Origin of the sequence: Pontibacillus sp. HN14, assembly GCF_021129245.1 — a bacterium.
GTDB lineage: Bacteria > Bacillota > Bacilli > Bacillales > BH030062 > Pontibacillus.
The window spans coordinates 62,543-87,291 of sequence record NZ_JAJOLR010000003.1 but is presented as its reverse complement, the minus strand read 5'-3'; the positions used below and the strand labels follow the sequence as shown (position 1 = coordinate 87,291).

Below are 24,749 nucleotides of genomic sequence, written 5' to 3'. Positions count from 1 at the left end.
TCTGACATCTTGAATTGAATAAGCAAGTAAAAGGGCAGAGATGAGGCTTATCTCTGCCCTTTTACTAGTTTTAAGGGAAGGAAATGTCATAGATGAAGGGATCTCCGTTCTAGAAATGGTACACTTATCAAAAAGGAGAATTTAATTGAACAATCAAAAATCCTTACAAGACCATTTGCATTCATTAGAAAACGCACTCCTTCAGGCAGATGTTCGTAAGTCTTCTGAGCAATTAAGTGCGTTACTCGCTGACGACTTTATCGAATATTCCAGCACGGGGAAGATCTACGATAAAGAAAATATCTTAACACGCTTACCGGGAGAAGATGATCCAGGCATTGTCATGCGTGACTTTAAGGTGAAGTCCCTATCCTCAACATCAGCCCTTGCAACGTTTAAGGTGTTTATCGAAAGCACGCAGAAGCATTCCCTGCGGAGCTCAGTCTGGACACTTAACAATGGACAGTGGCAAATGACGTTTCATCAAGGGACTGTCACGGATCTTTATGAGTAAGTGAAAGCCAGAATGAGGTATTGCGAAGGAGTATTAGAGTTTAGAAAAGGAGCTCTGTGACCTTTTGGGATCTGCTGGGTTTAAAAAGGGCACAGAGCAAGCGTCTATCTGACTTTTTGGATCGAATAAACAAGTAAAAGGGCAAAGATGCGGCTCATCTCTGCCCTTTTACTTGTTTAAATATAGAGAAATGTCACAGATAAAGCGATTCTCTTCCCTTTTGGATTACTCAAGATGGTAAAAGGAAAGAGAAGGGCGCTGTAGAGCTCACCCTTGTGTCCCGCTCGTGAAAAGCTCATCTACTGTCGTATTTAGCACGGCGGCGATATCGAACGCTAATTGTAAGGTTGGGTCGTACTTATCGTTTTCGATCGCGTTGATCGTTTGCCTCGATACCTTGCAGCGTTTAGCCAATTCTGCCTGAGATAGCTTAGCTGAACTTCTGAATTTCTTAATTTGATTTTCCATTTAATCACCATATTTTTTTCTGTAAACGAGTAATGTCCCGAGGTAAATAACCGCCACGACCGTCAGGAACATGATCGGCGAAATCCCAATACCCGTATAAGAAGATTCCCCCTGGGCGGTTCGATAGATGGATTCTGCCACTTCTAGTATAAGGATCCCGATGACGACGATAAAGGCATATGATTGAGCTTTCGTGTTGATAAACTTCCTTCTCTCATCACCCTTTTGCAGAAATGGTGCAACAAAAATCCAAGCTCCGCCAACTAACAACAAGATCGCATAAACAACTTTAACCGCATCCATTTTTCCACTCCTCATTCAGAAAATGTAAAAAGTATTTGACACTTTTTATTGTAGCATTAGTTTATGGGATGTCAAAAACTTTTTACATTTTTTAAAGATCGATGAAAAAGAAAGGAAGGCTTCTGTGACTTTTTTGACCGAATCGTACTTTAAAAGGTCACAGATCGAGGGTCTCTTTGACATCTTGCTCCGTAACCATAAGAAAAAGGGCAGAGATCGGTCTGATCTCTGCCCTTTTTATCGTTTAATGATGGTGAAACGTCACTCATCAAGCGCTTCTGTTCCCTTTTTAGCATTTCGAAATGGTAAAAAGTCAGAGAGGAGCGTTTGATGATCGTGGTTCTACTGCAGTTCGTGTCCTTGATATTGAACGTTCTTGTAGTAACGACCTAGGGAGTTCGTTAGGCGCTGGGCGATGCTTTCAGCTTCTTCTAATGGGATTTCTTCTTTAACGATAAGCGATTCAAATTCTTGTTTCGCGTTCGTGTTGTGTTTGATGTTTACGTATACATCAAATACGGAATCGTCGTCTTCTGTTGTTTCTAGATAAGAAATCGTGATCGACTGGATCGCGCCCAAATTGTCTAGCTTGCTCTTTATATTGTTGAAATTCATGTAACCACCTCTAATTTTTGCTTTTCATTTCATTCATTGCTAACTCATCTGCCTATTCAGCAGTTCCTTTAACTACTATACAGTAATTCAATTTATAGGTAAACTCTCTTTGAAAACACGGGGACCATCATTTGTTTTGTCGCTTTTTTCTGGAAAATACAACAATGAATACGGTAACCGCTCCCAAGAAGGGGACGACCATCGCAACAAAGGTAGCGTTGTCCATGCTTCACAGCTCCTTATAAGTGAGATTATTGTACCAGGAAGGATGTGTGCCTTTAAAAATATATCGTTATTTTTGTTCTTTCTTTGGTACAAAATTACTCCCAATGATCACGAGTAAACCAATCACGAAAAGAGCGATCCCAATAGGCCGATACGCATCAGGATAATCCACTAAGCCGAATACCTCTGTTGCTCCCATTGCAAAAAGAATGATACCGAGGGTGTACAATATAGATTTGTTCAATAAGGTCACTCCTTTACATTTAGACCAAGGCTCAGCCGAGGATGCTGGTCACTACGATGATATAACCGGATGCTCTCTTGTGTGTACACTTTAGCATAAAATTCCATCACCCGCCCATTGATATCTCTTTATTTCCAGTATATTTTATTAAGGATTGTCACTAGAACCTCCCGGAAGAAGCTTCTTTTGTACATAGAAAAAGGAAGGTGTACTGGTTTATTATGTTAAAATGTACGAATCAAATCACTGTAAAAATGATGCAGTCGCAATCCATTGCTAAAAAAAGGAGATCAAAATCATGAGGATAAGAGAAATCGAAACGTCTGATGCAGAAGGTTTAGCCACACTCACACAACAGGTGGAAGGAAGCTCTCAATTCATGCTTTGGGAAAAAGGCGAAAGAATGATTGGTACAGACAGTCAGCTAAAGATGATTGAGCGTATGAAGAACAATGAAAACTCTACGATCTTGGTGGCTGAAGATGAGACTAGATTAGTTGGGTATTTGCTCGTGATGGGCGGGAATGCCAAGCGAAATAAGCACGCTGCTGCTATTGTGGTTGGAATCCTTGAAGGGTATAGAGGCAAAGGCATTGGGACTCAGTTATTCAAAGAACTAGAACAATGGGCATCAAAGCATCGTCTGCGTCGATTAGAGTTAACGGTCATCACGCGCAACGAAGCGGGTTTGTCCCTGTATAAAAAGATGGGGTTTGAAATAGAAGGGGTTAAAAAGGATTCGTTAAGGATTGACGGGGAATACGTTGATGAATACTATATGGCGAAAATTCTATAGAGAATGACAATCACACCCAATGCTAAAAGCTTAAGAGCATTGGATGTGATTAGACTACTGGATTAAGAGCTATTTAACTGAGCAAGGCATAAATGTTGTACAGCATTATTATTATAAGCGTCGGGATCTCAATGGTTTTCGGGATAAAGTTCAGACGGTTTGTGTATACCCTCAAGATTAAATAAATCATGAAAATAAGGTTGGCTAAAGGTTGTAAAATTGGTTAAATTCTCCTTTTTTAGTTTATTCTACGATAAGTTTACTGAAAATGAAAGAGCTCTCATCCACACAAACCTTCTTTCACTTCCTCTGCTTTCGTTTGACAACTATTGCCAACATCGATTACGATAAGTCTAATCAAAACGGAAAAAAGAAGGGTGGAATCGCTAGAATGATTCAATAATCCTATGTTTAGAAGACGTTCATGAATAGATGTGTACCACTTGGGTTCTGGGAGATTTTTGTGCTCTCTTGAGGCTTATTTGGCGTGTCTGTTTGTGGATGGTTCTGAGATAGGATTGAATCATGCACCCTTTTTTTAAAAGAACACGAATGGACTCTTAGAATAGTCTGTTTGGCGTCTCTTTTTCTGCATGTCTCCTATCTCAGCAACATGAGATAGGAGACTTTTTTTTGTGAGGAGAGGATACGATGACCGGAAATATTCTTATACGAAATATGACGTTTCAGTACGAGTCCATGCTCGAACCAATCTTTAAAGATGTGAATGTGAATATCCATGAGAACTGGAGACTAGGGCTTGTAGGCCGGAATGGGAGGGGGAAGACGACGTTCTTTAAAATCCTCCGAGGTCTGGTCGACTATGAGGGGGAGGTAGAGACGACGCTTGAATTTACCTATTTCCCTGTTTACCCTGATGCTTCTTCTGAGGAAATGGCGCTTGAGGTCTTGCAGAAACAGAATCCACACAGAGAACTCTGGGAGATTGAACGGGAGTTATCCTATATGAACTTGCCGGCTGAGATTCTGTATAAGCCGTTTCGAGTGCTAAGCGGAGGCGAGCAAACGAAGCTTCTTTTGATCGAGCTTTTCTTAAACGAGAATGCGTTCCCGTTAATTGATGAGCCGACCAACAATCTAGACCTAAACGGCAGGCGCGTCGTGGGCCAGTATTTAAAGAATAAGAAGGGGTACATTGTGGTCAGTCACGATGAAGCGTTCTTAAATCATTTCGTGGATCACATTCTTGCGATCAACAAGGAGTCAATCGATCTGATCAAGGGGGATGTAGAGACATGGAAGGCGGAGAAAGAGCTGGCTGACGAGCGTTCGGAGGAACAGAATGCTCAGTTGAAAAATGAGATTAAACGCTTAAACACCGTGTCGAACCGGGTGAATACGTGGGGTAACAAACGAGAGAGCAGCACCCATGATTCCACAGAGAGGCGGCTCGCGGCGAAGCAGATGAAGCGGGCGAAGGCCATTAAGAAGAGGACCGATGAAAAGGTGGAAGAGAAAAAGCGTCTGATTCGGAACACAGAAGAAGTGGAGGGGCTGAAGATGAAAGTGAAAGAGCCTCGAAAGCGCCTCTTATATCTTCGTCATTTCTCTATTTTGCAGGACGGTTTTCCATTATTTGAAGACCTCAATGTCGAAGTGTTTCCAAATGAACGTCTCTTTATAGAAGGGAAGAACGGAGTGGGGAAATCGACGCTCTTGCATTTTCTGACCGCACAGGAAGGGTTCGAAACAACAGGGGAGTGGGAGGTCAATCTTCCGGAGAATCTCTCCATCCTCGATCAGAAGAACCAAGGAGCCTTTGATTACGTTTCCTACGTCCAATCGTTAACAGCTGAAGAGAAAGAAGACTTCTGGCATCTTTTGCATCAATTAGGCATGAAGCGAGCCCGTTTCTCTAATCTGCCCACCAATCATCAGTGGAGTGCGGGAGAGATGAAGAAAATCTTTCTGTCCCAGGCTTTGTTAGGGGAAAATGCGCTGTTTGTATGGGATGAGGTGACAAACAGCCTCGATCTCCATGTGATTCAACAGCTGGTGGAGTCGATTTTGCACTATGGCCCGACCATGATTGCCGTTGATCACAATGAATCTTTTGTTGAAGCGGTGTCGACTAAAAAGATCGAATTGGTAAAGGTTGAGTGAATTATCTATTAGCCTGACGTTTTTTTCGAAAAGCGATTAGAGATGTTTTCAATGATGCGTATCCTCCAACAGCTGCATTGCCGTAGAAGAAGCCCATAAAGATTCCGGCTACCAGGTTATGAGGATGCGCGAAGAAAATGGAGAGGATGAGCCCCACTGCATTCGCTACGGTTGGGACCGCTGGTTTAGGGATGGGAAGAGTTATTTTCAATACTTGTGTAAGGATAATGACGATCGGGACAGCTATGACGGCATCCCAAAAGTTTGTATGGATAATCGGGAAGGGTTCCATGTAACGTTTCACCTGACTTTTTTAAAAATGAGTCCCCCTGGAGGGGGCGGTGCGTTTTTATGAGTCTTTTACCTGATCGATGTAGAGCGTTCCGTCCTTTTGAACTTCTGCATAGAAGACGTCAGATAGTTTATTCACTCCTGCTTGCTGAAGCTGCTGCTCAAGCCAGCTGTCGGTAACGTGTAATTTATCGAGGTTCTTATGAAGCACTTTGCCGTCAGATATAATTTCTGTCGTCGTTGGAAAGACCGGCGATGTAATCGCTCCAGAGGCTAGTCCCTTTTTCGTTAAGGGCTGGTTCGCTTCTTTCTTTGATACAGAAATCTTGCCATCTGTCTCCAAAATAGCATAATCCACTTCTGAGATAGAAAAGGCATTTTTCTTCCGAAGCATCGCTTTTAAAACATCAAGGTCAATCCGTGCTTTCCTCATCTCTTCGTCCATAACTTTACCGTCTTTAATCAAAATGATCGGATCCCCGTCCAATACGAGGCGCAGTTTCTTCGATTTGATGTCGAGATATCCCATTACAATCGTTAAAATAGCCCAAACGACCAAAGCATAGAGTCCGTAGGCGATGCTAAACGTCTTGTCGATCGCAAGGCTCGCGCCAATGGTTCCTAATGAAATCGCAGATACAAAATTAAAGAAGGTCATCTGCCCGATTTCCTTGCGCCCCATGATTCTCGTTAGGAGAATCAGCACAAAGAAAGCGATCAGAAGCCTTAAGGTCAGTTCGCTGAATGACAATGGAAACACCCGTTTCTAGTTGGAGTTGGTATGCTTTGGTTAGGTTTTGTTAATCTGGTGGGGATTATTCGTGGGGATGGGGTTGAGGGGCGACTGGGATGGGGGGACAGGTTCATTGTCCCGCGGGACCAGGGACCTGAACCCCTGTCCCGGTCCCATCGGGGTGAAACCTTTTTTGCTAGCTATCGTCTATAACGATGGAGGTGGTAAAAATGATGAGGATGATCTTTCTTGCTGGTGCTCTGCTACTAGCAGCTTGTTCCAATGAAGCAACCCTGACGCGGGTAGATGTTCAACAAGCAAGCCAGGATGATACATATGAAGATGTGAAGAAGATAATGGACCCAGAAGTCCTTGAATCCTTGGAAAAGGTTATACAAGAGGTGGAGTGGGATAACACCATTACTGTGGATATGGCGAGGCAACCAGATGTCAAAGCAGTGCTTTTCTACCAAGAGGAAAAAGAAATGCCTGAGCGCTTGGTTCGGTTTGACGTTTGGTTCAATGAAGAAGCAGGGACAGCTACGATTGTCAGTGACAAAGAAAATCAGGGATATGGCAAGGCGGACCAGGAACAAGCGGAAGTGTTGAGAGAACTCTTGTTGGAGTAGGAAAAGGGGATGAGGAAAGTGCATGTGCATGTTCGTGATCTAGATTATACGAATAAGGAGATCGTAAGAAAAGTAAAGGTGAAGCCCGGGCAAGAGCAATTCATTGAAACGGTGGATGAATGTTTACAAGAAGCAGCCACCTATCACCAGTGGCATCCGGTCGCGATTTATGCCGATGGTCGTGTGGTTGGGTTTGCGATGTATGGATCTTTTGGGGCGAACAAAGATACGTGGATCGACCGCATCATTATAGACGAACAAGAGCAAGGAAAAGGGCTAGGGAAAAAAGCGATGAGGGAACTGATGGATATTGTTCCGAATGAGTACGGGGTGAGTGTGCTCTACTTAAGCATTATTGAAGAGAATAAGGTGGCCCGGCGGTTGTATGAGAGTCTTGGTTTCGAATACATACATGAAAAAGACCCGAATGGAGAGTTGATCTTTAAATGGGAGAAAGGGGATTGGGGTTTCTGACTCAGGTGATTCTCTCAGTCTCGAGCTCTGTGACGTTTGGAGAGGTCAAGCACGTAAAAAGGGCACAGATAGATCCTTTCTCTTACATTTCAAACCAAATAACAAAGCAAAAGGGCAGAGATTCGGTTGATCTCTGCCCTTTTGCTTGTTTTCTAAGGGAGAAAAGTCACAGATAAGCTGTTTCTGTGCCCTTTTTCCCCTTTTGGATCTAAAAAGGTCACAGAGGGCTGCAGTGTTGAGTGTAGAGGCGCGAGGGATGGGGACAGGTTCGTCGTCCCGCGGGACCAGGGACCTGACCCCTCGTCCCGCGGGACAAGGAACCTGTCCCCCCCATCCCACCAGGAACCTGTCCCCAAATCCCAACTTTTTTGTTGACATATGACACTGTGTCACATACAATACAATCTGTGCACATATGACACCGTGTCATAAGAAACGGAGAGATGCGAAACTATGCCTAATCCTACTTTTTTTAATCTTGCTGAAGAGAAGCGTCGTGAATTAATTCGAGCTGCTTACCAGGAGTTCTCGCGAGCACCTTTTGCTGAGGCGTTAATCGCCAATATCGTAAAGAGTGCGGGGATCTCGAGGGGGAGCTTTTATCAATATTTCGAAGATAAAGAAGATCTTTACTTCTATCTTCTCAATAAGCATGCTGAGAAGAGCAAGGAGCGCTTTTATAAAAGCTTAAAGGAACGTGATGGTGATCTGATGGAGGCGTTTGTGGATATGTTCCAGCAAATGCTTGAGAAGTTCGATAATGCGGAATACCGCGGATTTTTCCAGAACACGTTCTTGAACATGAATCACCGAATCGAGAATACGTTTACTCGGTCCTTCGATGAAGGGAAGTACCATGCTGAGCTTGTTGAGATCAGTGAGCAGGTCGACCGGGAAAAAATCAATTTCTCATCAGATAAAGAGTTTATCCATATGGTCAACATGACGAGGGCGATTACTTTCAGACACATGATGAAGCATTTTGCTAACCAAGAAAGTTCGAAGGAAGAGGCTATTGAGGACTACCGTTTTGATATCGAATTGTTGAAGCGGGGATTTAGCAAATAATAGAGAGAAAAAGGAGATGACACCATGGCAGAGGCGACTCAGGAAAAGGTTACACAAGAGGAAGAACAACAACCAAGCTACAACCGAACCGCCCTTGTGGCTGTGCTGTTAGTCAGTGCGTTCGTGGCTGTATTAAACCAGACACTGCTTAATACCGCATTGCCGAGTATTATGAACAGCTTAGACGTTACGTACAGCACCGCCCAGTGGCTGATGACTGGGTTTATGCTCGTTAACGGGGTAATGATCCCAGTTACAGCGTTTTTAATTGAGAAATTTACAACACGGAAATTATTCTTCACGGCGATGGGGTTATTCACACTTGGTACGCTCATTGCTGCGCTTGCACCAAGCTTTCCGGTCCTATTGATGGGACGCTTAGTGCAAGCCGGCGGGGCTGGTATTATGATGCCTCTTATGCAGACCGTGTTATTAATGGTCTTCCCGATCGAAAAGCGCGGAGCTGCGATGGGAATGGCCGGACTTGTTATTGCGTTTGGTCCAGCGATTGGGCCAACATTATCCGGTTATCTTGTCGAGAACTATTCATGGCGCTTGCCGTTTATCGTGATCTTACCAATCGCAGCAGCGTCGATTATCTTCGGGATGTTCGCCCTGAAGAACGTTACGAAACAATCCAATCCACGCATTGATATCCTTTCTGTTATTCTGTCCACGTTTGGTTTCGGTGGGCTGCTCTATGGGCTGAGCAGCGCCGGAAACAAAGGGTGGGATAGCCCGATTGTGTATATCAGTCTTATTGTAGGTGCCCTTTCGTTAACGGCATTTATTACGAGACAGTTCAGACTTGAAAAACCAATCTTAGAATTCCGCGTCTTCAAGCATAAGATCTTCGCCATTGCAGCGAGTACGACGATGATTGTGATGATGGCGATGATCGGTGCGGAGCTATTGTTGCCGATCTATATTCAAGATATGCGCGGATTCACAGCGCTTGAGTCAGGGCTCTTGCTCTTACCAGGTGCGATTGTAATGGGGATTATGTCGCCGATTGCCGGTCGTTTATTTGATAAATTCGGTGCGCGCTGGCTGGGCGTGATCGGACTCACGATCGTAACGGTGACAACCTATCAGTTTACCAATCTGACAGCAACGACGTCTTACACGTTCATCCTCGTGATCTATGCGATCCGCATGATGGGGATTTCCCTTGTGATGATGCCTGTTTCAACAGCCGGTTTAAACCAGCTGCCAAAACGCATTATCGCTCACGGTACCGCGATGAACAACACGATGAGAACCGTAGCCGGATCAATCGGTACGGCACTTCTTGTTACTGTAATGACGAATGCGTCAAAAGCGTATGAACCGAACATGCAAGAATACGCAAATGCCTCAGCTGAACAGGCCAAAGGCTTAATCGCACGAGATGCCGCCATTCACGGCATGAACGTAGCCTTTTGGGTAGCGACAGGGATTGCGTTTGTAGGGATCATTCTTTCTCTATTCTTGCAAAATAAAGCTCCGAACCGAGAGGAGTAAGGGACGAGGAGACGGTTTCCTCGATCTCGTTAAAGAAGGGCAGAGATATGCTGAATCTCTGCTCTTTTTTTGTTTTTGTTTGGAGTGGGATGGGATGGGGGGACAGGTTCCTCGTCCCGCGGGACCGGGGACCTGACACCCTGTCCCGGCTGGGGGAGGAGATCTGTGCCCTTTTAGGCTGCAAATGAAGTGAAAAGGTCACAGATCGAGCTTCTCTGTGACTTTTTGGAGCTATTAACCTTTGAAAAGGGAAGAGATAGGTTCTTTCTATGACCTTTTCCTTGCCAAATAGTGTGAAAAGGTAACAGATGATAGTTCTCTCTTACTTTTTGCCGCTTTTTAGGTTGCAAAAGGGCACAGAGCATCTAGCGTTGCTGGGCCGGGGGACCTGACCCCTCGTCCCGCGGGACAATGAACCTGTCCCCCGGTCCCACATCCCCCACAATTCTTGTTGAGGGGGTCTTTTTTTATATCGGATATTGTAAGATAATGGTAAGGGAGCCTGCTATGAAGATTGGTTAGGCTGCAACAAAGAAGAGGGGGAGCGGGATGGTTAAAAAAATTATGATAGGTCTGATCTTGATTGTTGTAGCGTTTTTTGTCGGGAATCAAGCCTGGCAAATGTACATGTTTCAATCGTTTAAGGAAGAGATGAACGAAACGGTCACCAGTTCGCCTGAATATTATATGACTTCTGATTCGATTACGATTAAGCATTACGACAGCGGGCGTTCAGAGTACATAGAGGACCCGGGAAAAGTTGAAGCGTTTCTTGAGACGTTCAAGGAGATGGATTTGGAGCGGGTCTGGTTTCCTGGAGATTACGAAAAGAAATTGTATTGGATTGGTTTAGAGGGGCCATTTCAATTTAGGTATATAGGGGAAGACCGAGTTGAGATTGGTAAAGGGAGCCGCGTGTTTGTGGCAAAAATTACGAATGGGGAGAATCCTTTTGAAATGATTTATAATGAATGAGAGCGGGGACCTGGGGTCAGGTCCCGCCGGAAAGGAAGTGAGCCCACATGAAATCATTGAATGAAGCTTACCGAGAACGAATCGGATTGCCGCTTAACGAGGAACTGACCGTGAATCATCTTAACGAAGTGCTTGAAAAAACAGCCCGGGCCCTTCCGTTTGAGAATTTCAGAATTATAAATAAAACGAGTCTGCCTGTTTCAAAAGAGAACCTGCAATTCAAGATTCTCGAGCAAGGAGAGGGCGGGCTGTGCTATGAACTCAATCCTCTTCTTTACTATTTCCTTCTCGACAATGGATTTAATGTTTCACTTGTGCGAGGGGAAGTATATAACGCGGAGAAGGAAGAGTGGTCTGATACCGGAAGAACCCATGCTGCGGTTTTGCTGCATGATCAATCACAGGATTACCTGATGGATGTAGGCTTTGGTGGCAACCTTCCGCTGACGCTCGTCCCGATGTCAGGAGAACCTGTCACCTCATGTAACGGGGAGTACAAAGTGAGTCCGCTTGATACTGACTACGGAGACCACGTCCTCGAAGTGAAGGTGCGGGATAAAGATGCCGAGAGAAAGATTGGCTATGCCTTCAGCGCCAAGCCCCTCGTGGAAATCGATGAGGAAATGAACGACATTCAGCACCTCATAGAAACGCACGAGAAATCCAAATTCAATAAAGACCCACTAGCCGTTCAGCTTCTTCTAGAAGGAAGTCACACCCTGACCGCCTCTTCTTATACGAAATGGCAAAACGGGGAGAAGACAAAGGATACGATACAGGAGGGTGAGTTTGTTCGTCTTGCTGGGGAGAGGTTTGGATTAGTATGGAAGGGCGGAGCTTCTAATTAAAGAGCATTAGAGACTCTGTGACCTTTTGAAAGTATTGTTGCTCGAAAAGGTAACTGAACGCTCTTTTCTATGACGTTTTCATTTGTTCTATATAGAAAAAGGTAAGAGATCCTCTGTATCTCTTACCTTTTTCTTGTTTTAATCCTTTGAAAGGTAACAGATCAGAGCTTTGTGCGGGACAAGGTACCTGACCCCCGGTCCCGCGGGACGACGAACCTGTCCCTCCATCCCACTACCCCCCACTCAAAAAAATTTCCAACCAACAGGCACCTCCCACTCACTTCTTTGCGATTATAGAAGTGAAAGGAGGTGATCGACATGGCAATCACAAACAAAATGAAATCTCAGTTGCAGATTGTACTTGAAGATGGTCTTGATGAAGAAGGCAACATGACGTTTAAGAACAAGAACTTCAACAATGTGAAAACCGATGCAACAGCTGATCAGCTATTTGCTGTAGCGAGTGCGCTTGTTCCACTTCAGCAGCGTAGCTTAGCTGGCATCGAACGTAACGACTCAAGTCTAATTATTGGAGCGTAAATTATTCTAAACGAAAGGGGAGGTCAAGATGGCGAAGAAGCTTGAAATGAAATTTGAAAATGAATTAGGGCGTACGGTGACGATCAGTCTCGATGACCCAGTTGAGCCAGTTGACGTCGTTCAGCTAAACGCGGCGATGGATGAGATTGTGGCTCAGAATTGTTTTACATCAAGTGGAGGCGAACTATTGAGCAAAAAGGAAGCAAGGATCGTTGAACGAAACGTAGCCGATATCGAACTATAATCTAAAAAAGGGAGAGGGCTGCCTCTCCCTTTTTGAGTATAGAAAGGAAGTGTCTTAATGGAGGAGTGGATGACGTGGGTGCCCGAAGTGGGCTTTCCGGTTCTTGTAACCTTTTACCTGTTGCACAGAATGGAAGGGAAACTCGACATGCTCGTAGCGAGCATCCATCACCTGGCTGAACAGATGAAAGTCGGATAAAGAAAACGGACGCGAGAAGGCTTAAAGCCATTTCACGTCCGTTTTTTGTGAGGGAAGAGCCGGGACGAGGGGACAGGTCCCTAGTCCCGCGGGACGGGGAACCTGTCCCCCAGTCCCGGTCTCAAACGCCTAATAAATATTAGGCGTTTGAACTTGCTCATGCTGCTTAATAATCTGGATTTTTCCGCTGCCATCCATTTGAGCGAAGGACACTTCTTCCACGTTCTGAACGGCGTGGGTCCGGAGATGGGTGAGTAGCCAGTTTAGGTCCTTCTGTAGGAAAGTTAGGTTTTCGTGATTCACTTTTCCATCGATAATTAAAGGAAAGCTTAAGGAAACGGGAGTGGGTGGGATGGCCATATCTGATGGTTGTAAAGGTCTTGCTTGAGAAGTGGGAACAACCGATAGTTTTCCACTTGGTTCAATGATGGCATACCTGACGTCACCGATATTTTGATATCCTTTTAGTCTTAGTTCTGATAATAAGAGGGGGATGTTCATTTTTGCATATCGCAGTTCCTTTTCCTGAATGGTCCCATTTGCCACGATAATCAGAGGTTTTGAATCAATATTATAGAAGAACTTTTTTAATGATAGATACCCAAGTAAAATAGTAACGATCATTAAGACAAAGACGCCTACTGTCGCTTTAGATGGAATCTTATATACGAGTGGTTCTGCTGCTACGGTTGTGATTAGCATAATGGCAGCGAGGTCATAGGACGTCATGTTTGAAATGGACTTCTTTCCAATGATTCGGACGGCTGTCCATGTAACGAGTAACATAATGATACATCTTAAAGCATAGGCAACAACGCCCATTTCATCACCTCCTACGGTTCAGGAACGACCCGGTTAAAATTTGTCCAAATATCTTCTGCCATCTTAGCCCTTCCGTAAACCTCAACATGGTCTTTGGCTTCTGTACCAGCCAGGACAAAACTAAGAGACTCTTCAAGAAGCGAAAATTCAGCTTCCCCAAAGTTTACAAGAATCACTAACTTCTTTTTCTCCCATTCGCTATGTATGTGCTTAGCTAATTTTTCTGCTTCCTCCCATTGATCATTTCGTGCGTATTCTTCAATTCGGTTCAGATTTTCAACCATATGAACATCTCCCCATACAGATTGCTTGATCCAGAAATAGCCCACAAAAATAACGATGACGATCCCGACCAACAAGATATCAATCGTCTTATTTTTCATCATGCCCCTCCTCGCTCTAACCCCGATCGAATTCTATTTGTGCTTACCTTGCCCTTATCTCTTTTGATTATGTGATCGCGGGACTGGGACTGGGGGACAGGTCCCTAGTCCCGCGGGACGGGGAACCTGTCCCCCAGTCCCGGTCCCGCATCACTTTACAAACCCACCCCCGCTTGCTATGATTCAACTATTCATTAGAAACAGAAAGCGATCCATCCACTCCACTTATAAAGGAGAAGAGAGTATGAAAGATGACAATCAAACCCCTGAAGAATCCATAAAAGAATTATCGACTGATCTGGATGAGGAGACATTGTTTGTTGTTTCGCAAACGTTTAAAGCATTAGCCGATCCTACGAGGATCCGAATCCTTCATTTGCTTTGTAAGAAAGAGCAATCGGTGAACCAGATCTCAGAGAGCTTAGACCTTCGCCAATCCACCGTCTCCCACCAGTTACGCTTTCTCAAAAATTTACGCCTTGTAAAATATCGCCGTGACGGGAAGACGATGTATTATTCGAATGATGACCAGCACGTTATGAATGTTCTTGAGCAGACGATCAACCATGCCTTGCACCATTAATTTTGAAAAAAGCTCACTACCTTCATGGCGGAACGTAGTGAGCTTTTTTACATACGATAGATTACTTTACAATGTGATTTTGGATTGCACATATGAATATATGTGCATATAATGAGAGTAGATAATAACTCGCCTTTTACGTATGGGTGTGAACTAGAGGAGGAGTTAACGTGGACGAATATAAATTGCAGGGTCTGTCTTGTGCGAATTGCGCTGCAGATATGGAAGAGCAGATCAAGAAGTTAGAGAACGGGGAAGACGCTCAGATTAAGTTCAATTCCAGTAAGCTCGTTGTTTCTGAGGGAGTGGACCTCGATCAAGTAGAAGGAATTTTAAAGTCGGACGGGGCCGCGATCGTGAAAGAAAATCACGACCACGACCACCATGGTCATGACCACGATCACGATCATGCACATGGTTCCAATATGAAAACGCTACTTGTGACATCCGGTTTGATTTTCGCTTCGACGTTTGTGTTAGACAGTATGGTTCCGACAGCCGTCTTAATTGGGTTGTATGTAATCGCGATGGCGATCAGTGGATACCAGACGTTTGTGAAGGGTGCGAAAAACCTCTTTAAGCTGAAATTTAATATTGATACATTGATGACCATCGCTCTTGTTGGGGCCGTTTCCATAGGAGAATGGCGTGAGGCTACGATCGTTGCGATTCTGTTTGGTTTAAACGAATACCTAGAAGGCATGGGAATGGAAAAAGCGCGGGACTCAATGGAGAAGTTAATGAAAGTCGCGCCGAAAAATGCCACCCTACTTGAACAGGATGGCAGTGAGCGTGTCGTGCCGATTGAGTCTTTAAAGAAAGACGATCTTGTTCTTGTGAAGGCAGGCGAAAAGGTTCCTTCCGATAGTGTTGTTGTGGTAGGGAACAGTTCTCTGAATGAAGCAGCCATCACAGGGGAGTCGATGCCAGTTGAGAAGACCACAGGCGATGAGTTGTTCGGGGGAAGCATCAATAATGAAGGCCTCTTAAAAGTACGGATCACAAAGGAATATGAGGATTCGTCATTAGCAAAAATTCTTCACCTCGTCGAAGAGGCGCAGGAAGTGAAGACGCCAACAGAGCTGTTCATCAACCGGTTTGCGAAGTATTATACACCGCTGATTATGATCATCGCAGCACTCGTCATGGTCATCCCGCCGCTTCTTTTAGATGGAGACTGGGGAGCTTGGTTGTATCAAGGGTTGGCCGTGTTGATTGTAGGGTGCCCTTGTGCGTTGATCTTGTCTTCACCAATCGCGATCGTATCGGGGATTACGAAGAATGCGCGTAACGGAATCCTTGTAAAAGGCGGCGTGTTTCTCGAACAGCTTGGCAAGATTGAGACGATTGCTTTTGATAAAACGGGGACGCTCACAAAAGGCAAGCCGGCTGTTCAACAAGCGATTGTCTATGATGAAGACTCCTTCTATCAGATTGCGGGATCCGTTGAGAAGAATTCCTCTCATCCGATTGCCAAATCCATCGTAGCAGAAGCGGAGAAGAGAAAAGAAACGCTCATAGAACCTTCCAACGTCGATGCCATTCCTGGTCAAGGAATGGTCGCTACGATCAACGGGAAGTCATACTATGTTGGCAACGAGAAGACATTGAAAGACCTGGAGCTGACAGAAAAAGAGCAAGCGGATATCGAACGTCTTAAAAATGAAGGGTTCACGTTAGTCGTGGTCTCAACTGATGAACGAATCTTAGGCATGTTCGGCGTTGCTGATGAGATTCGGGAGGAAAGCTCTACATTAATGAAAGAGCTCCATGACACAGGCATTAAAAATACCGTTATGCTCACAGGTGACCACGAGAAAACCGGTGAGGCCGTGGCTTCGAAGATCGGCGTGACGAAAGTATTCGGCAACTTACTTCCTGATCAAAAAGTGGAAAAGGTGAAGGAGTTAACAAGATCATCGAAAGTCGCCATGGTCGGAGACGGCATAAATGATGCACCAGCCCTAGCAACAGCAGACTTGGGCATCGCCATGGGGAAAGGAACTGACAGTGCCATTGAAACGGCGGATATCGTCTTAATGCAAGACCACTTAGGTAAGCTACCAGGTTCAATCCGTACGGCAAAACAGGTGAACCGAATCATCAAAACCAATCTTTCCCTAGCCCTTGGTTTGAAGCTAGTCGCACTCCTCTTAACCATACCAGGCTGGCTCACCCTTTGGATTGCGATTCTGGCCGATATGGGAGCAACCATTTTAGTGACGCTCATTAGCTTAACCGTTCTGATTGAGAAGACTAAAAAAAGAAGTACAGAAGATGATGATCCTCAAGATTTGAAGGCAAAACAACCAATCGCATAGCAAATAGAATGAACCTGGAAAGATGATTTCCGGGTTTATTTCATGTCTATTGTGGAGTAGATAGAAAAGGTATAATAAACGAGAGGTGATCTTTATGAGTTTAGAAACATTTCTTCCTTATACAACATCCGGAGCACTGATTATTGGGGTTGTTTTCTCCCTCATCTATAGTTTATATATTAAGAAATCAGAATCAAAAGGATGGACGTTTACGGTTTTTACTTTCCTAATAGGCGTCATTTCGTCTAGTGCTGGGGTTATGATTTTAAAAGCAGTCGGTACGATTGAGTAGAGGATAAAAGTAGAAGAGAAAGTTTTAACAAGCGGATCCGCGTATGGGTTCGCTTGTTTTAGTGAGCGCGGGATGAGGGGACAGGTTCCTCGGCCCGCGGGACTAGGGACCTGTCCCCTCATCCCACGTCCCGGAGAATAAATGGAGCTTTCTTTACAAACACTAAGGAAAAAAGGGAGGCTACTTTGTGAAAATAGCGATTATCGGGGCGGGACTTGCTGGCCTTTCATGTGCATTGACGCTGGAAAAGAACGGACAAAAGGCTGATATTTTTGAACAACGGAAGGAAATCGGTTTAGGCTATGATATTGCGGAACTCATGACGCCTATTCTACACGCGCCTATTGAGGACGCTGTGAAATTCTTTTCAGAAACCTATGATATTCACTTAAAACCGGCCAGTAATGTACAGAAGATCTATGTTCATTCAGAGAACGAATCGGCCTATGTAGAAGGAAAAATAGGGTTTTCCAATATGCGCGGTAAATACAAAGAGTCCTATGAGAAGCAATTAGCCGATCAATTGGAGCATAGCAAAATTCATTATGACAGCCATGCGACTTATGAAACCATCTCGAAAGAATATCCCCATGTGGTTGTCGCCACTGGGGACCCACGGGATACTCAGGAAATTCAGCCATTTGATGTGGCCTTTCCTTCAGCTTTTGCTGGTGCGATCGTAAAAGGGGATTTTGTTCGTACAGAAGTCCATACCTGGTTCAACAATAATCTCGCGCCAAAAGGGATGGGCTACTTAATTCCTCACTCCACAACAGAAGCCACTCTCGTCAGTGTCTACCCACAATATAAGGATGAGTGGTTACAAAAAAGAGGAGAGTTCTGGGACGCGCTCGTGAAGGACGCTTCTCGCATTCTGAAACAGGAAATCGAGATTACTCAATCATTTACCATTGATGATTACATGATCGGGAAATGCCGTTATCCAAGAATCGGGAATACGTTTTTTGCTGGGAATTGTGTTGGAGCCATTACGCCATTTCTTGGTTTTGGACAGACGGGTTCAATTCTTAGTGGAATCTATGCAGCGCAGGATATGTGCGGGCTTGGGGATTATGAAACGCTTTGTAAACCACTCTTAAAGGATTATGATCATTCCCTGGTCCTACGTCGAACGATTGAAAAATTAGACAATCACCAGCTGGATTTGGTGACGAAGTCTCTTCATAATTCGGTGGTACGAAAGGTGGTTACTCAGCCGAATATGGGTGTTCTAAAAGGGCTGAGCTATTTGTTGAAGCCATTTACGTCGAAATAACTGAGGGGTGGGATGGAGGGACAGGTTCCTTGTCCCGCGGGACGAGGGACCTGTCCCTCCATCCCACAGTCCGAGTCCAGTCCAGCAAAAAAAGGCTTAGAGACCACGCCGTCTCTAAGCCTTTTGTAACTTATTTTATAATCTGCACTCTCTTAATAGAACGGCCTTCCATCTCTAAGATCTTAAAGGTCAGGTTCTCTCGCTCTAGCACGGATCCTTCCTGAGGGTGGTCATCGAGTTCATTTAAAATGTAAGCGGCTAGCACGTCTTCATCTTCTGGAATATCGGTGTCAAAGACGGCGTTGACTCGGTAAAGGGTCGCTTTTCCGTCACAAATGAGTTCAGTGTCGGACACTTTCTCGACAATGGCGTCATCATCTGGGTCTAATTCATCCTCGATCTCGATTCCGATCATCGCCTCAATCAGGTCCTCGTGGGTGATAATGCCTTCAGTTCCACCGTATTCATCCAACACAATTGCCATGTGCTGTTTGTGAAGGCTCATCTTTTGTAAGACTAAATCCACCTGCTGAAATTCATAAACGACTATAGGATCGTTAGTACAGAACGATTTTAACGATTGGTCCCTGTCGGCGTCCCAGTTTAGGAGATACTTCGAGTGGAAGACAGCAATGATGTCGTCCATATCATCCCGGTACACAGGATAGCGCGTGTAAGGGTGCTGCATGACGATTTCTCTTACTTCCTCAAACGTAGCGGAATGGGGTATGGCTTCGACATCGACGCGCGGTGTCTGTAAGATGTCTTTTACATTTAAGTTATGGAAATCAAATACACCTTTAATACGGCTTGATTCTTCCTCGTTAAACGTTCCCTCAGATCCCGCGATATCGATCATGGTGCGAAGTTCTTCTTTAGAGATCGATGCTTCTTCTTGCTTTCCTTTTGCTAAGATATTGTTTAAGGAATCGGTCAGTTTATTTAACACGATCGTGACCGGCTTAAAGATGATAATGAAGAAGCGGATAATCGGCGCCACTGTTGTCGCAATCTTATCAGGATAGGTTGCAGCGAAGGATTTCGGGATGACTTCTGAGAAGATAATGATCGTAACCGTCAGGACAGCAGAAGCGATCCCTACGTTAATACCATATTCCACAGCGAGTATCGTGACGAGGGTCGGCAGCAGAATATTAGCAATATTGTTTCCGATCAGAATGGTTGTAATAAATTCACTCGGCTTTGAAACGAGGTTCAATAACTTCTCGGCCTTTTGGTCGTTGTTGTTGGCTTTGGTTTGTAATTTCATTCGGTTTGTAGCGGTTAAAGCGGTCTCGCTCCCTGAGAAGAAAGCGGAGACGAAAATCAGTATAATAATCGCGATGAGCACGATTCTGTTCCTCCTTGTCCTGTTCCGTTCAAATTCAAATACTTCTACAACTATATCAAATTCAGTTATGAAAAGAAATGAAGACGACCGGGCATGCGTGTTTGTCTGAAGCTGAAAGGTGACGATCCGCCTCCTGATTGAAGAAAAGCTTTCTGCATTTACTTATGGAAAGCCTTTTTAGTATGTACGATAGAAGCTTATAAAAAGTTCCTTTTGTGTTGAATAGATATCCAAATGTAAGTCCTATTTCGAATCGTAGGAACCAACAGGGAGAGGTGTATCGTGCTGAAAAGACGAGCCTTTCTGAAGATAAGCTAGGAGATTATTACGGGGAGATTGAACACCATTCTCCTGATACGATGGTACAGGTTATTAATGAAGCGAACTTGTTCCAGGTGGGGACGGAGATTTATTTTAAGGAGGGGTCGAAGGAGAGCTTTTTCATTCTGTTTCGTGAAGATGTATATAGTTTGGAAGAGGTAGATTTGTAAAGATAAGGTGTGAGGATTCCCTATGTGCCAATTGAAAGAAATGATAGTGTTAAACTTTGATTACTATTTTCACACTAATGGGGCGATTGCTTAATGTAGCATTCGCCCCTTGTTAAGCTCCTTCAAAAAGTCCTCGTGTTGTCTCATATTGTGAATAACGTAATGTTCGTGGCAACCAGGGAAGTATAAGTTCCAAAAAGCTTCCCGGGCCTGCTCCTCAACGACTCTGTAATCCTCTGGTTGTTCAAGTCTAATTCTACTATTCATAATGACTCTCCTCTCTTTATTCACCGTACTTGATTCAGGAAAGGGTTGAAGAGCCCTTTTCCCTATTATGTCCATTTCCCTCACGGTAAGTAAATCCGCTGCTCGAACGGGGCGGAATCAGGTAGGGTGTGGATGCTGGTATTTAGTGATCTCCTACACTATATTACATTCTTACTAAGCATCAAAAACCTTTTCTCAACTACGAGTTTTCCCTAACCCTGCTCTTATTTTGTTAACCAAGAACATCATAAACGACTAAATGCAATATATATGTTGCAAAAAGACTTATTTATTATATAATGTAAGAAGAAGGAAATAAGGGGGAGTTGGATGGGATTGTTTAATCCGGGCAGGGTGCAGGATGAGCGGGTACGAAACTTGCAAAACCAGGTGTATAAAGAAATGTACATGGTCGTATTGATTGTTTGTGGGTTATCAGTGGCGTTAAAGGTGTACCAGCAAGGTGTTGTAGAAGCCAATATAGGGACTGAATTGATGATTGCCATTGCCGGAGGGGCTTATTATTTGATCCGGGCATCCAAACTTGGGATCTATTCCTACGAAGTGGAAACGCATGATCAGAAAAGCAGAGTGAGCCATGATCAGAAATACCTGTGGGGCGGTATTCTGTCTGGGTTACTAATTTCCTCGCTGTTTGGGATTCGTAGTGTGATCGAATACGCGGATAGCACAGGCGAGGGGGTTCTGTTTTTCTTCTTAAGCCTGTTTGGAGGACTGATCATTTACTTGCCCCTTTTTCTTATCATCGTCAGCATGCCTATGCTCGCTAAGAGAAAGAGCGATCGAACAATCGAGAAACAACTAGAAGATGAGGATGACGGTGATGAAATGTGAAGAATAAGCGATTAAAAATGGCTCGGGTGGAGTACGACTTATCCCAGCAAGGATTAGCAGAAAAGGTGGGGGTCTCTCGTCAAACAATCGGTTTGATTGAACTGGGCAAATACAATCCGACCCTACAGCTGTGCCTTGCGATCTGCTGGGCTTTAGGGAAGACGTTGGATGAGTTGTTCTGGCAGGAGCCGGAATAGTCGAAAGGACTGAGTTAGAGTTCTGCTAGCAGATATCATAATTAAAAAGTTGGAGATCAAGAGGATCTCTGACTTCAAGTGATTGAGGAGCAGGCCAATCTGGTAACGTAAGGCAGGTGAGTCTATGAAGAATCTTTCGGCAACGCAACTGTATCTCGCCTTTTTTGTGACAGTGCTTTCGTTTCTTCAGGCGTATACATACTGGGGCGATCAGGTGGCGTTAGCGTATTTCTTTCTGATCGCTGGCGTTGTTTTATTAGCGCTTGATTTTATAGCTATTTATAAAAAGAAAACTTCAGATAAACGTTAAAAGCAGAACGACCTAATCAAAGGCCGTTCTGCTTTTTTTACCCATTAGGCGAAAAAGAAAACGATCGATAGCGTTAGAATAAAGGTTAATGCGAACGTAATGATACCGATCATAAGCATGGTTTTGTTGAGCGCTTTGTAGTCTGCATTCCCGCTGTCAATTTTCTTCGCGCGGGCATGCATGCTCCAGTTTATTGTGGGGATTAGAATGAGCATAAGAATCACGAGTACCCACCACATGGTTTCGGAGAACAGAAAAGGATCACGATCGGCCATCAGAAATTGAAGTCCGATAACGACGAATAAGAACCCTTGAGTGAAAAGGGATTGCTTTCGTTCTTTCTGAAACGCTTCGGCACCAAGCTGGTCTCGTTCATATTCCAGTAATTTCTGCATGTCTTCTGTCAAAGCGTACCGACGGGTGAAATATCGAACCAGTTCAATCGCGAATGCAAGGAAAAGAAGCATCATTAAACCGAAGTAAAATTGTTTGAAAGTAACGTCCTGCATGGAAAAGATTCCGAATATAACTGGGATAAGAATAAGCCATAGGTTGGCAATGAGATATTGCTTTTTCCGGAGTCGATGAATTTCTGCTTGGTTCATAGGAACCCTCCTGATTTTGGTCTTAGTCTCTATACGTTTTTAGAGGAGGGGAGGTTTCGGAGTTTTGTGGAAGGATTGTCTTATAAAAAACGCTCAGGTGTCTAACCCGATCGCTGCCTTATCCACGTAACGTCAGGAAAGTTTATTAATCAGGTGTTTCAGTCGTTACAATCTTCTCATAGGGGATCCCTAAACATTGATACTTAATCGTTACTTTCTCAATACTACTTTGATGTCCCAGTGTAATAGCATAAATTAAATCATCATCTGTAAGGGTACCTTCGTTTAGCTTATCTAATTGTTTCTGAGGATGGGTATTCGGCTTTAGCTTGGCATTTTCTAGGTTTAAAAAGTGATATTCTTCAGCCTCTTTACCATTAAAATCGGTGGTGATGATGAAGCCGTTTGTAGGATGGCTAACCTGTACTTTTGCCTCAGAAGGCTTGAGGTTCTCATTTACTAAAACGTCCGTTAATTTAATATCACCGAAAGGGTACTGGTTGCCTGCTTCCAATAATATGACCTTTTTCCCTTTTTGATAGGCCAAACCGTCCGCCAATGCCAAAGGGGGATTTATTTTTGCAAAAACGTAACTCCCGACTGTTAGTAAGACGACTATCGAAATGAAAGGAATGATAGATTTCTTCAAGACGCTCCTCCTCTTTCTATTTTTTTCCGCAAGGCAGTTTGTCTTTACAAGTATATTAACATAAATATCCAATTAAGAATTCAAAACTGAACATTTCCCGTGCAATGTTTAATCAAAAACTCTAAAATCGTTGCAACTCCTCCCAAACTGTAACGTCCAATATAGAAAAGGGGGGAGACGGATGTTTTATCGATTGACTCTCGCAATGGGTCTTATACTCCTGATTCTGGGCGGCTGCTCTAGTGAGAGTTATGGCGAGCGTTCAGACATAGCAGGATATGTGATGGAGAAGAAAGGCGATGAAATTCTTGTCGTAAGTCCAGAGTCTGAGGATCTTGGTGGGAATGAGGAGTTCTACGATGCGGTATGGGCAAAGGATGCGCCAAATGATATCAAGGTAGGAGATCGTATCGCGCTTTGGTTCAAGGGAGGACTCGAAACTTCTTATCCCGGTCAGGCGACAGTAGGAAAAATAGAGTTGCACAACCGATCGACTCCAAAAGATGCCACCATTTCAGAGGGAGAAGCCCTTCGCCATGCGTTAGATGAGGTGGAGAGGGACAGAAGCCTTTTTACAGTGCAATCTATTAAGTATGATCAAAATCAATGGTCGGTTATTTTAAAGGATACGAAAAGTTATGAGACCCAAACGGTGACCGTGGAGGATGAAAAGTGAAAGATGTATTGTGATTATAAAAAGTTTAGAGGAAATAGATGGAAAATTATGATAAACTTAAACAAAAGAACCGGATGAGAGAGGAGTTGAAGAAATGACCTACACGGCCAGAACTCAAAGAGGAGTGTTGGCATTTTTCCTTGCGATCGCAGTGGGGTCAATTACTTGGGTCGATCTTTACGTTCAACTAGTGATTGCGCTCGTTATTCTATTTTGCATCTGCCTGACATTCAAACTTGAAATGAACGAACGATCTTTGACATTCCAGGTCAGCTTTTTCAACTTTCGAATCTACAAAAGAGAACAAACAGCAGACCAAATCTCTCATATCACATTGAAGCGAGTGGGCTGGACTACAAAAGGAGCGGTCGTTCAGATTAAGAAAGGGATGAACTTGAGAATCTCTCGTTTCGCTCCAGAGAACGTGTTTGAGGATTTAGTGGGATTTGCGGATCGGAATGGCATTGCGGTGTCGAAAACGAAGGATTATGAGGTGTTGGAAAAGTGAAGAGGTTTTAGAACGCTTAGGTGAAAAACACCTAAGCGTCTATTTTTTATGTTGGCTGATTCATCAAACAACCCAATAGTAAAGGAATTATTGCTGATTAGAGTTTGATAGGGGCGTATATTTCTTCCAATCTCCACCGCCTATGCTTTCCCAATAATCACCTGTCTGTTTATCAAAAATTCTAAAATAATCATTAACGATCACGATATGTTCGTAGCGGTTTTCGTTTTGTACTTTCTCATTTGGCTTTTCAACAACTTCACGATCCTTCGTCTTCAAAGCATCAGAAATAAACCACGAACTTATAACAATACATACACCTAAAAATATTATAGAGAATGCCTGTATATTCTTATTCATTCAACTCTTCC

Annotated in this window: 35 protein-coding genes; 22 read left to right on the top strand and 13 right to left on the bottom strand. The window is 44.0% G+C overall.

Translation table 11 applies throughout. The annotated features are described in order from the left end of the window. The first annotated feature begins 145 nt into the window (after positions 1 to 145). Positions 146 to 514: a nuclear transport factor 2 family protein gene (locus LQ226_RS11555; protein ID WP_231418066.1), complete on the top strand. Its 369-nt coding sequence runs from the start codon at positions 146 to 148 to the stop codon at positions 512 to 514. Positions 515 to 781: 267 nt separating this feature from the next. Here the strand turns inward: LQ226_RS11555 and LQ226_RS11550 are convergent, their stop codons facing one another. The 4 genes from LQ226_RS11550 to LQ226_RS11535 all read right to left on the bottom strand — a co-directional run bounded on the left by LQ226_RS11550 (position 782) and on the right by LQ226_RS11535 (position 2,369). Next, positions 782 to 982, bottom strand: coding sequence for a helix-turn-helix transcriptional regulator (locus LQ226_RS11550; protein WP_231418065.1), 201 nt, complete (start codon positions 980 to 982; stop codon positions 782 to 784). Beyond that, entirely contained in the window at positions 983 to 1,285 is a 303-nt protein-coding gene (locus LQ226_RS11545; protein ID WP_231418064.1) for a hypothetical protein, read from the bottom strand. A gap of 342 nt (positions 1,286 to 1,627) precedes the next feature. Further along, on the bottom strand, positions 1,628 to 1,900 hold the full coding sequence (locus LQ226_RS11540; protein WP_231418063.1) for a hypothetical protein: 273 nt from the start codon (positions 1,898 to 1,900) through the stop codon (positions 1,628 to 1,630). 292 nt (positions 1,901 to 2,192) lie between these two features. After that, a complete protein-coding gene (locus LQ226_RS11535) occupies positions 2,193 to 2,369 on the bottom strand; it encodes a hypothetical protein (RefSeq protein WP_231418062.1) in 177 nt (58 codons plus the stop codon). Positions 2,370 to 2,667: 298 nt separating this feature from the next. On the opposite strand from LQ226_RS11535, the gene LQ226_RS11530 reads away from it, so the two are divergent. Next, positions 2,668 to 3,165 carry a GNAT family N-acetyltransferase gene (locus tag LQ226_RS11530; protein WP_231418061.1) on the top strand — a complete coding sequence of 166 codons (498 nt, stop codon included), beginning with the start codon at positions 2,668 to 2,670 and terminating at the stop codon, positions 3,163 to 3,165. 651 nt (positions 3,166 to 3,816) lie between these two features. After that, the gene (locus LQ226_RS11525) at positions 3,817 to 5,289 is read left to right on the top strand and encodes an ATP-binding cassette domain-containing protein (RefSeq protein WP_231418060.1); all 1,473 of its coding nucleotides are present in this window, start codon (positions 3,817 to 3,819) and stop codon (positions 5,287 to 5,289) included. A gap of 1 nt (position 5,290) precedes the next feature. Here LQ226_RS11525 and LQ226_RS11520 read toward each other — a convergent pair whose 3' ends face one another. Both LQ226_RS11520 and LQ226_RS11515 read right to left on the bottom strand, forming a co-directional pair. Beyond that, positions 5,291 to 5,581 (bottom strand): hypothetical protein, encoded by a 291-nt coding sequence (locus LQ226_RS11520; protein ID WP_231418059.1) that lies wholly within the window; start codon positions 5,579 to 5,581, stop codon positions 5,291 to 5,293. A gap of 57 nt (positions 5,582 to 5,638) precedes the next feature. After that, positions 5,639 to 6,340, bottom strand: a complete 702-nt coding sequence (locus LQ226_RS11515; protein ID WP_354665930.1) for a YetF domain-containing protein — start codon at positions 6,338 to 6,340, stop codon at positions 5,639 to 5,641. 203 nt (positions 6,341 to 6,543) lie between these two features. On the opposite strand from LQ226_RS11515, the gene LQ226_RS11510 reads away from it, so the two are divergent. The 9 genes from LQ226_RS11510 (at position 6,544) to LQ226_RS11470 (ending at position 12,792) form a co-directional block, all read left to right on the top strand. Next, complete coding sequence (locus tag LQ226_RS11510; RefSeq protein WP_231418057.1) at positions 6,544 to 6,942, top strand: hypothetical protein; 399 nt, start codon at positions 6,544 to 6,546, stop codon at positions 6,940 to 6,942. 9 nt (positions 6,943 to 6,951) lie between these two features. Continuing rightward, on the top strand, positions 6,952 to 7,416 hold the full coding sequence (locus LQ226_RS11505; RefSeq protein ID WP_231418056.1) for a GNAT family N-acetyltransferase: 465 nt from the start codon (positions 6,952 to 6,954) through the stop codon (positions 7,414 to 7,416). A gap of 453 nt (positions 7,417 to 7,869) precedes the next feature. Next, positions 7,870 to 8,484, top strand: coding sequence for a TetR/AcrR family transcriptional regulator (locus tag LQ226_RS11500; RefSeq protein ID WP_231418055.1), 615 nt, complete (start codon positions 7,870 to 7,872; stop codon positions 8,482 to 8,484). A 24-nt stretch (positions 8,485 to 8,508) separates the two neighbouring features. Further along, entirely contained in the window at positions 8,509 to 9,987 is a 1,479-nt protein-coding gene (locus LQ226_RS11495; protein ID WP_231418054.1) for a DHA2 family efflux MFS transporter permease subunit, read from the top strand. Between the two features lie 549 nt (positions 9,988 to 10,536). Beyond that, complete coding sequence (locus LQ226_RS11490) at positions 10,537 to 10,962, top strand: hypothetical protein (protein ID WP_231418053.1); 426 nt, start codon at positions 10,537 to 10,539, stop codon at positions 10,960 to 10,962. Positions 10,963 to 11,009: 47 nt separating this feature from the next. Beyond that, entirely contained in the window at positions 11,010 to 11,810 is an 801-nt protein-coding gene (locus LQ226_RS11485) for an arylamine N-acetyltransferase family protein (RefSeq protein WP_231418052.1), read from the top strand. Positions 11,811 to 12,128: 318 nt separating this feature from the next. Next, positions 12,129 to 12,350 carry a DUF1659 domain-containing protein gene (locus LQ226_RS11480; RefSeq protein ID WP_231418051.1) on the top strand — a complete coding sequence of 74 codons (222 nt, stop codon included), beginning with the start codon at positions 12,129 to 12,131 and terminating at the stop codon, positions 12,348 to 12,350. Between the two features lie 28 nt (positions 12,351 to 12,378). Next, positions 12,379 to 12,594 carry a DUF2922 domain-containing protein gene (locus LQ226_RS11475; protein ID WP_231418050.1) on the top strand — a complete coding sequence of 72 codons (216 nt, stop codon included), beginning with the start codon at positions 12,379 to 12,381 and terminating at the stop codon, positions 12,592 to 12,594. A 57-nt stretch (positions 12,595 to 12,651) separates the two neighbouring features. Next, a complete protein-coding gene (locus LQ226_RS11470) occupies positions 12,652 to 12,792 on the top strand; it encodes a YvrJ family protein (protein ID WP_084599526.1) in 141 nt (46 codons plus the stop codon). A gap of 129 nt (positions 12,793 to 12,921) precedes the next feature. Here the strand turns inward: LQ226_RS11470 and LQ226_RS11465 are convergent, their stop codons facing one another. Together LQ226_RS11465 and LQ226_RS11460 are read right to left on the bottom strand one after the other, a co-directional pair. Continuing rightward, entirely contained in the window at positions 12,922 to 13,614 is a 693-nt protein-coding gene (locus LQ226_RS11465) for a YetF domain-containing protein (protein ID WP_231418049.1), read from the bottom strand. Between the two features lie 11 nt (positions 13,615 to 13,625). Next, complete coding sequence (locus tag LQ226_RS11460) at positions 13,626 to 14,000, bottom strand: DUF4363 family protein (RefSeq protein ID WP_231418048.1); 375 nt, start codon at positions 13,998 to 14,000, stop codon at positions 13,626 to 13,628. A 241-nt stretch (positions 14,001 to 14,241) separates the two neighbouring features. On the opposite strand from LQ226_RS11460, the gene LQ226_RS11455 reads away from it, so the two are divergent. The 4 genes from LQ226_RS11455 to LQ226_RS11440 all read left to right on the top strand — a co-directional run bounded on the left by LQ226_RS11455 (position 14,242) and on the right by LQ226_RS11440 (position 18,469). Further along, entirely contained in the window at positions 14,242 to 14,580 is a 339-nt protein-coding gene (locus tag LQ226_RS11455) for an ArsR/SmtB family transcription factor (RefSeq protein WP_231418047.1), read from the top strand. Positions 14,581 to 14,750: 170 nt separating this feature from the next. Then, positions 14,751 to 16,901 carry a heavy metal translocating P-type ATPase gene (locus tag LQ226_RS11450; protein WP_231418046.1) on the top strand — a complete coding sequence of 717 codons (2,151 nt, stop codon included), beginning with the start codon at positions 14,751 to 14,753 and terminating at the stop codon, positions 16,899 to 16,901. Between the two features lie 94 nt (positions 16,902 to 16,995). After that, the gene (locus LQ226_RS11445) at positions 16,996 to 17,193 is read left to right on the top strand and encodes a hypothetical protein (RefSeq protein WP_231418045.1); all 198 of its coding nucleotides are present in this window, start codon (positions 16,996 to 16,998) and stop codon (positions 17,191 to 17,193) included. A 187-nt stretch (positions 17,194 to 17,380) separates the two neighbouring features. Then, positions 17,381 to 18,469 carry an NAD(P)-binding protein gene (locus LQ226_RS11440; RefSeq protein WP_231418044.1) on the top strand — a complete coding sequence of 363 codons (1,089 nt, stop codon included), beginning with the start codon at positions 17,381 to 17,383 and terminating at the stop codon, positions 18,467 to 18,469. Positions 18,470 to 18,599: 130 nt separating this feature from the next. Here the strand turns inward: LQ226_RS11440 and LQ226_RS11435 are convergent, their stop codons facing one another. Next, positions 18,600 to 19,820, bottom strand: a complete 1,221-nt coding sequence (locus LQ226_RS11435; protein ID WP_231418043.1) for a hemolysin family protein — start codon at positions 19,818 to 19,820, stop codon at positions 18,600 to 18,602. Between the two features lie 215 nt (positions 19,821 to 20,035). Here LQ226_RS11435 and LQ226_RS11430 point away from each other — a divergent pair, with 215 nt between their 5' ends. After that, positions 20,036 to 20,311, top strand: a complete 276-nt coding sequence (locus LQ226_RS11430; protein WP_231418042.1) for a hypothetical protein — start codon at positions 20,036 to 20,038, stop codon at positions 20,309 to 20,311. A 90-nt stretch (positions 20,312 to 20,401) separates the two neighbouring features. Here LQ226_RS11430 and LQ226_RS11425 read toward each other — a convergent pair whose 3' ends face one another. Continuing rightward, positions 20,402 to 20,578 (bottom strand): hypothetical protein, encoded by a 177-nt coding sequence (locus LQ226_RS11425; RefSeq protein ID WP_231418041.1) that lies wholly within the window; start codon positions 20,576 to 20,578, stop codon positions 20,402 to 20,404. Positions 20,579 to 20,908: 330 nt separating this feature from the next. On the opposite strand from LQ226_RS11425, the gene LQ226_RS11420 reads away from it, so the two are divergent. From LQ226_RS11420 to LQ226_RS11410, 3 genes are all read left to right on the top strand, one after another. Continuing rightward, a complete protein-coding gene (locus LQ226_RS11420; RefSeq protein ID WP_231418040.1) occupies positions 20,909 to 21,433 on the top strand; it encodes a DUF6773 family protein in 525 nt (174 codons plus the stop codon). Beyond that, positions 21,430 to 21,630, top strand: a complete 201-nt coding sequence (locus LQ226_RS11415) for a helix-turn-helix transcriptional regulator (protein WP_231418039.1) — start codon at positions 21,430 to 21,432, stop codon at positions 21,628 to 21,630. Before LQ226_RS11420 ends, LQ226_RS11415 begins: the two co-directional genes overlap by 4 nt. Before the next feature lie 124 nt (positions 21,631 to 21,754). Next, a complete protein-coding gene (locus LQ226_RS11410) occupies positions 21,755 to 21,940 on the top strand; it encodes a hypothetical protein (RefSeq protein ID WP_231418038.1) in 186 nt (61 codons plus the stop codon). Positions 21,941 to 21,984: 44 nt separating this feature from the next. Here the strand turns inward: LQ226_RS11410 and LQ226_RS11405 are convergent, their stop codons facing one another. After that, positions 21,985 to 22,545, bottom strand: coding sequence for a hypothetical protein (locus LQ226_RS11405; RefSeq protein WP_231418037.1), 561 nt, complete (start codon positions 22,543 to 22,545; stop codon positions 21,985 to 21,987). A gap of 145 nt (positions 22,546 to 22,690) precedes the next feature. Then, positions 22,691 to 23,194: a hypothetical protein gene (locus LQ226_RS11400; RefSeq protein ID WP_231418036.1), complete on the bottom strand. Its 504-nt coding sequence runs from the start codon at positions 23,192 to 23,194 to the stop codon at positions 22,691 to 22,693. Between the two features lie 181 nt (positions 23,195 to 23,375). Between LQ226_RS11400 and LQ226_RS11395 the strand changes: the two genes are divergently transcribed. Together LQ226_RS11395 and LQ226_RS11390 are read left to right on the top strand one after the other, a co-directional pair. Further along, positions 23,376 to 23,870 carry a DUF3221 domain-containing protein gene (locus LQ226_RS11395; protein WP_231418035.1) on the top strand — a complete coding sequence of 165 codons (495 nt, stop codon included), beginning with the start codon at positions 23,376 to 23,378 and terminating at the stop codon, positions 23,868 to 23,870. A 94-nt stretch (positions 23,871 to 23,964) separates the two neighbouring features. Then, complete coding sequence (locus tag LQ226_RS11390) at positions 23,965 to 24,378, top strand: hypothetical protein (protein WP_231418034.1); 414 nt, start codon at positions 23,965 to 23,967, stop codon at positions 24,376 to 24,378. Between the two features lie 87 nt (positions 24,379 to 24,465). On the opposite strand, the gene LQ226_RS11385 is transcribed toward LQ226_RS11390, so the two are convergent. Further along, positions 24,466 to 24,738 carry a hypothetical protein gene (locus LQ226_RS11385; RefSeq protein ID WP_231418033.1) on the bottom strand — a complete coding sequence of 91 codons (273 nt, stop codon included), beginning with the start codon at positions 24,736 to 24,738 and terminating at the stop codon, positions 24,466 to 24,468. Positions 24,739 to 24,749 lie beyond the last annotated feature (11 nt).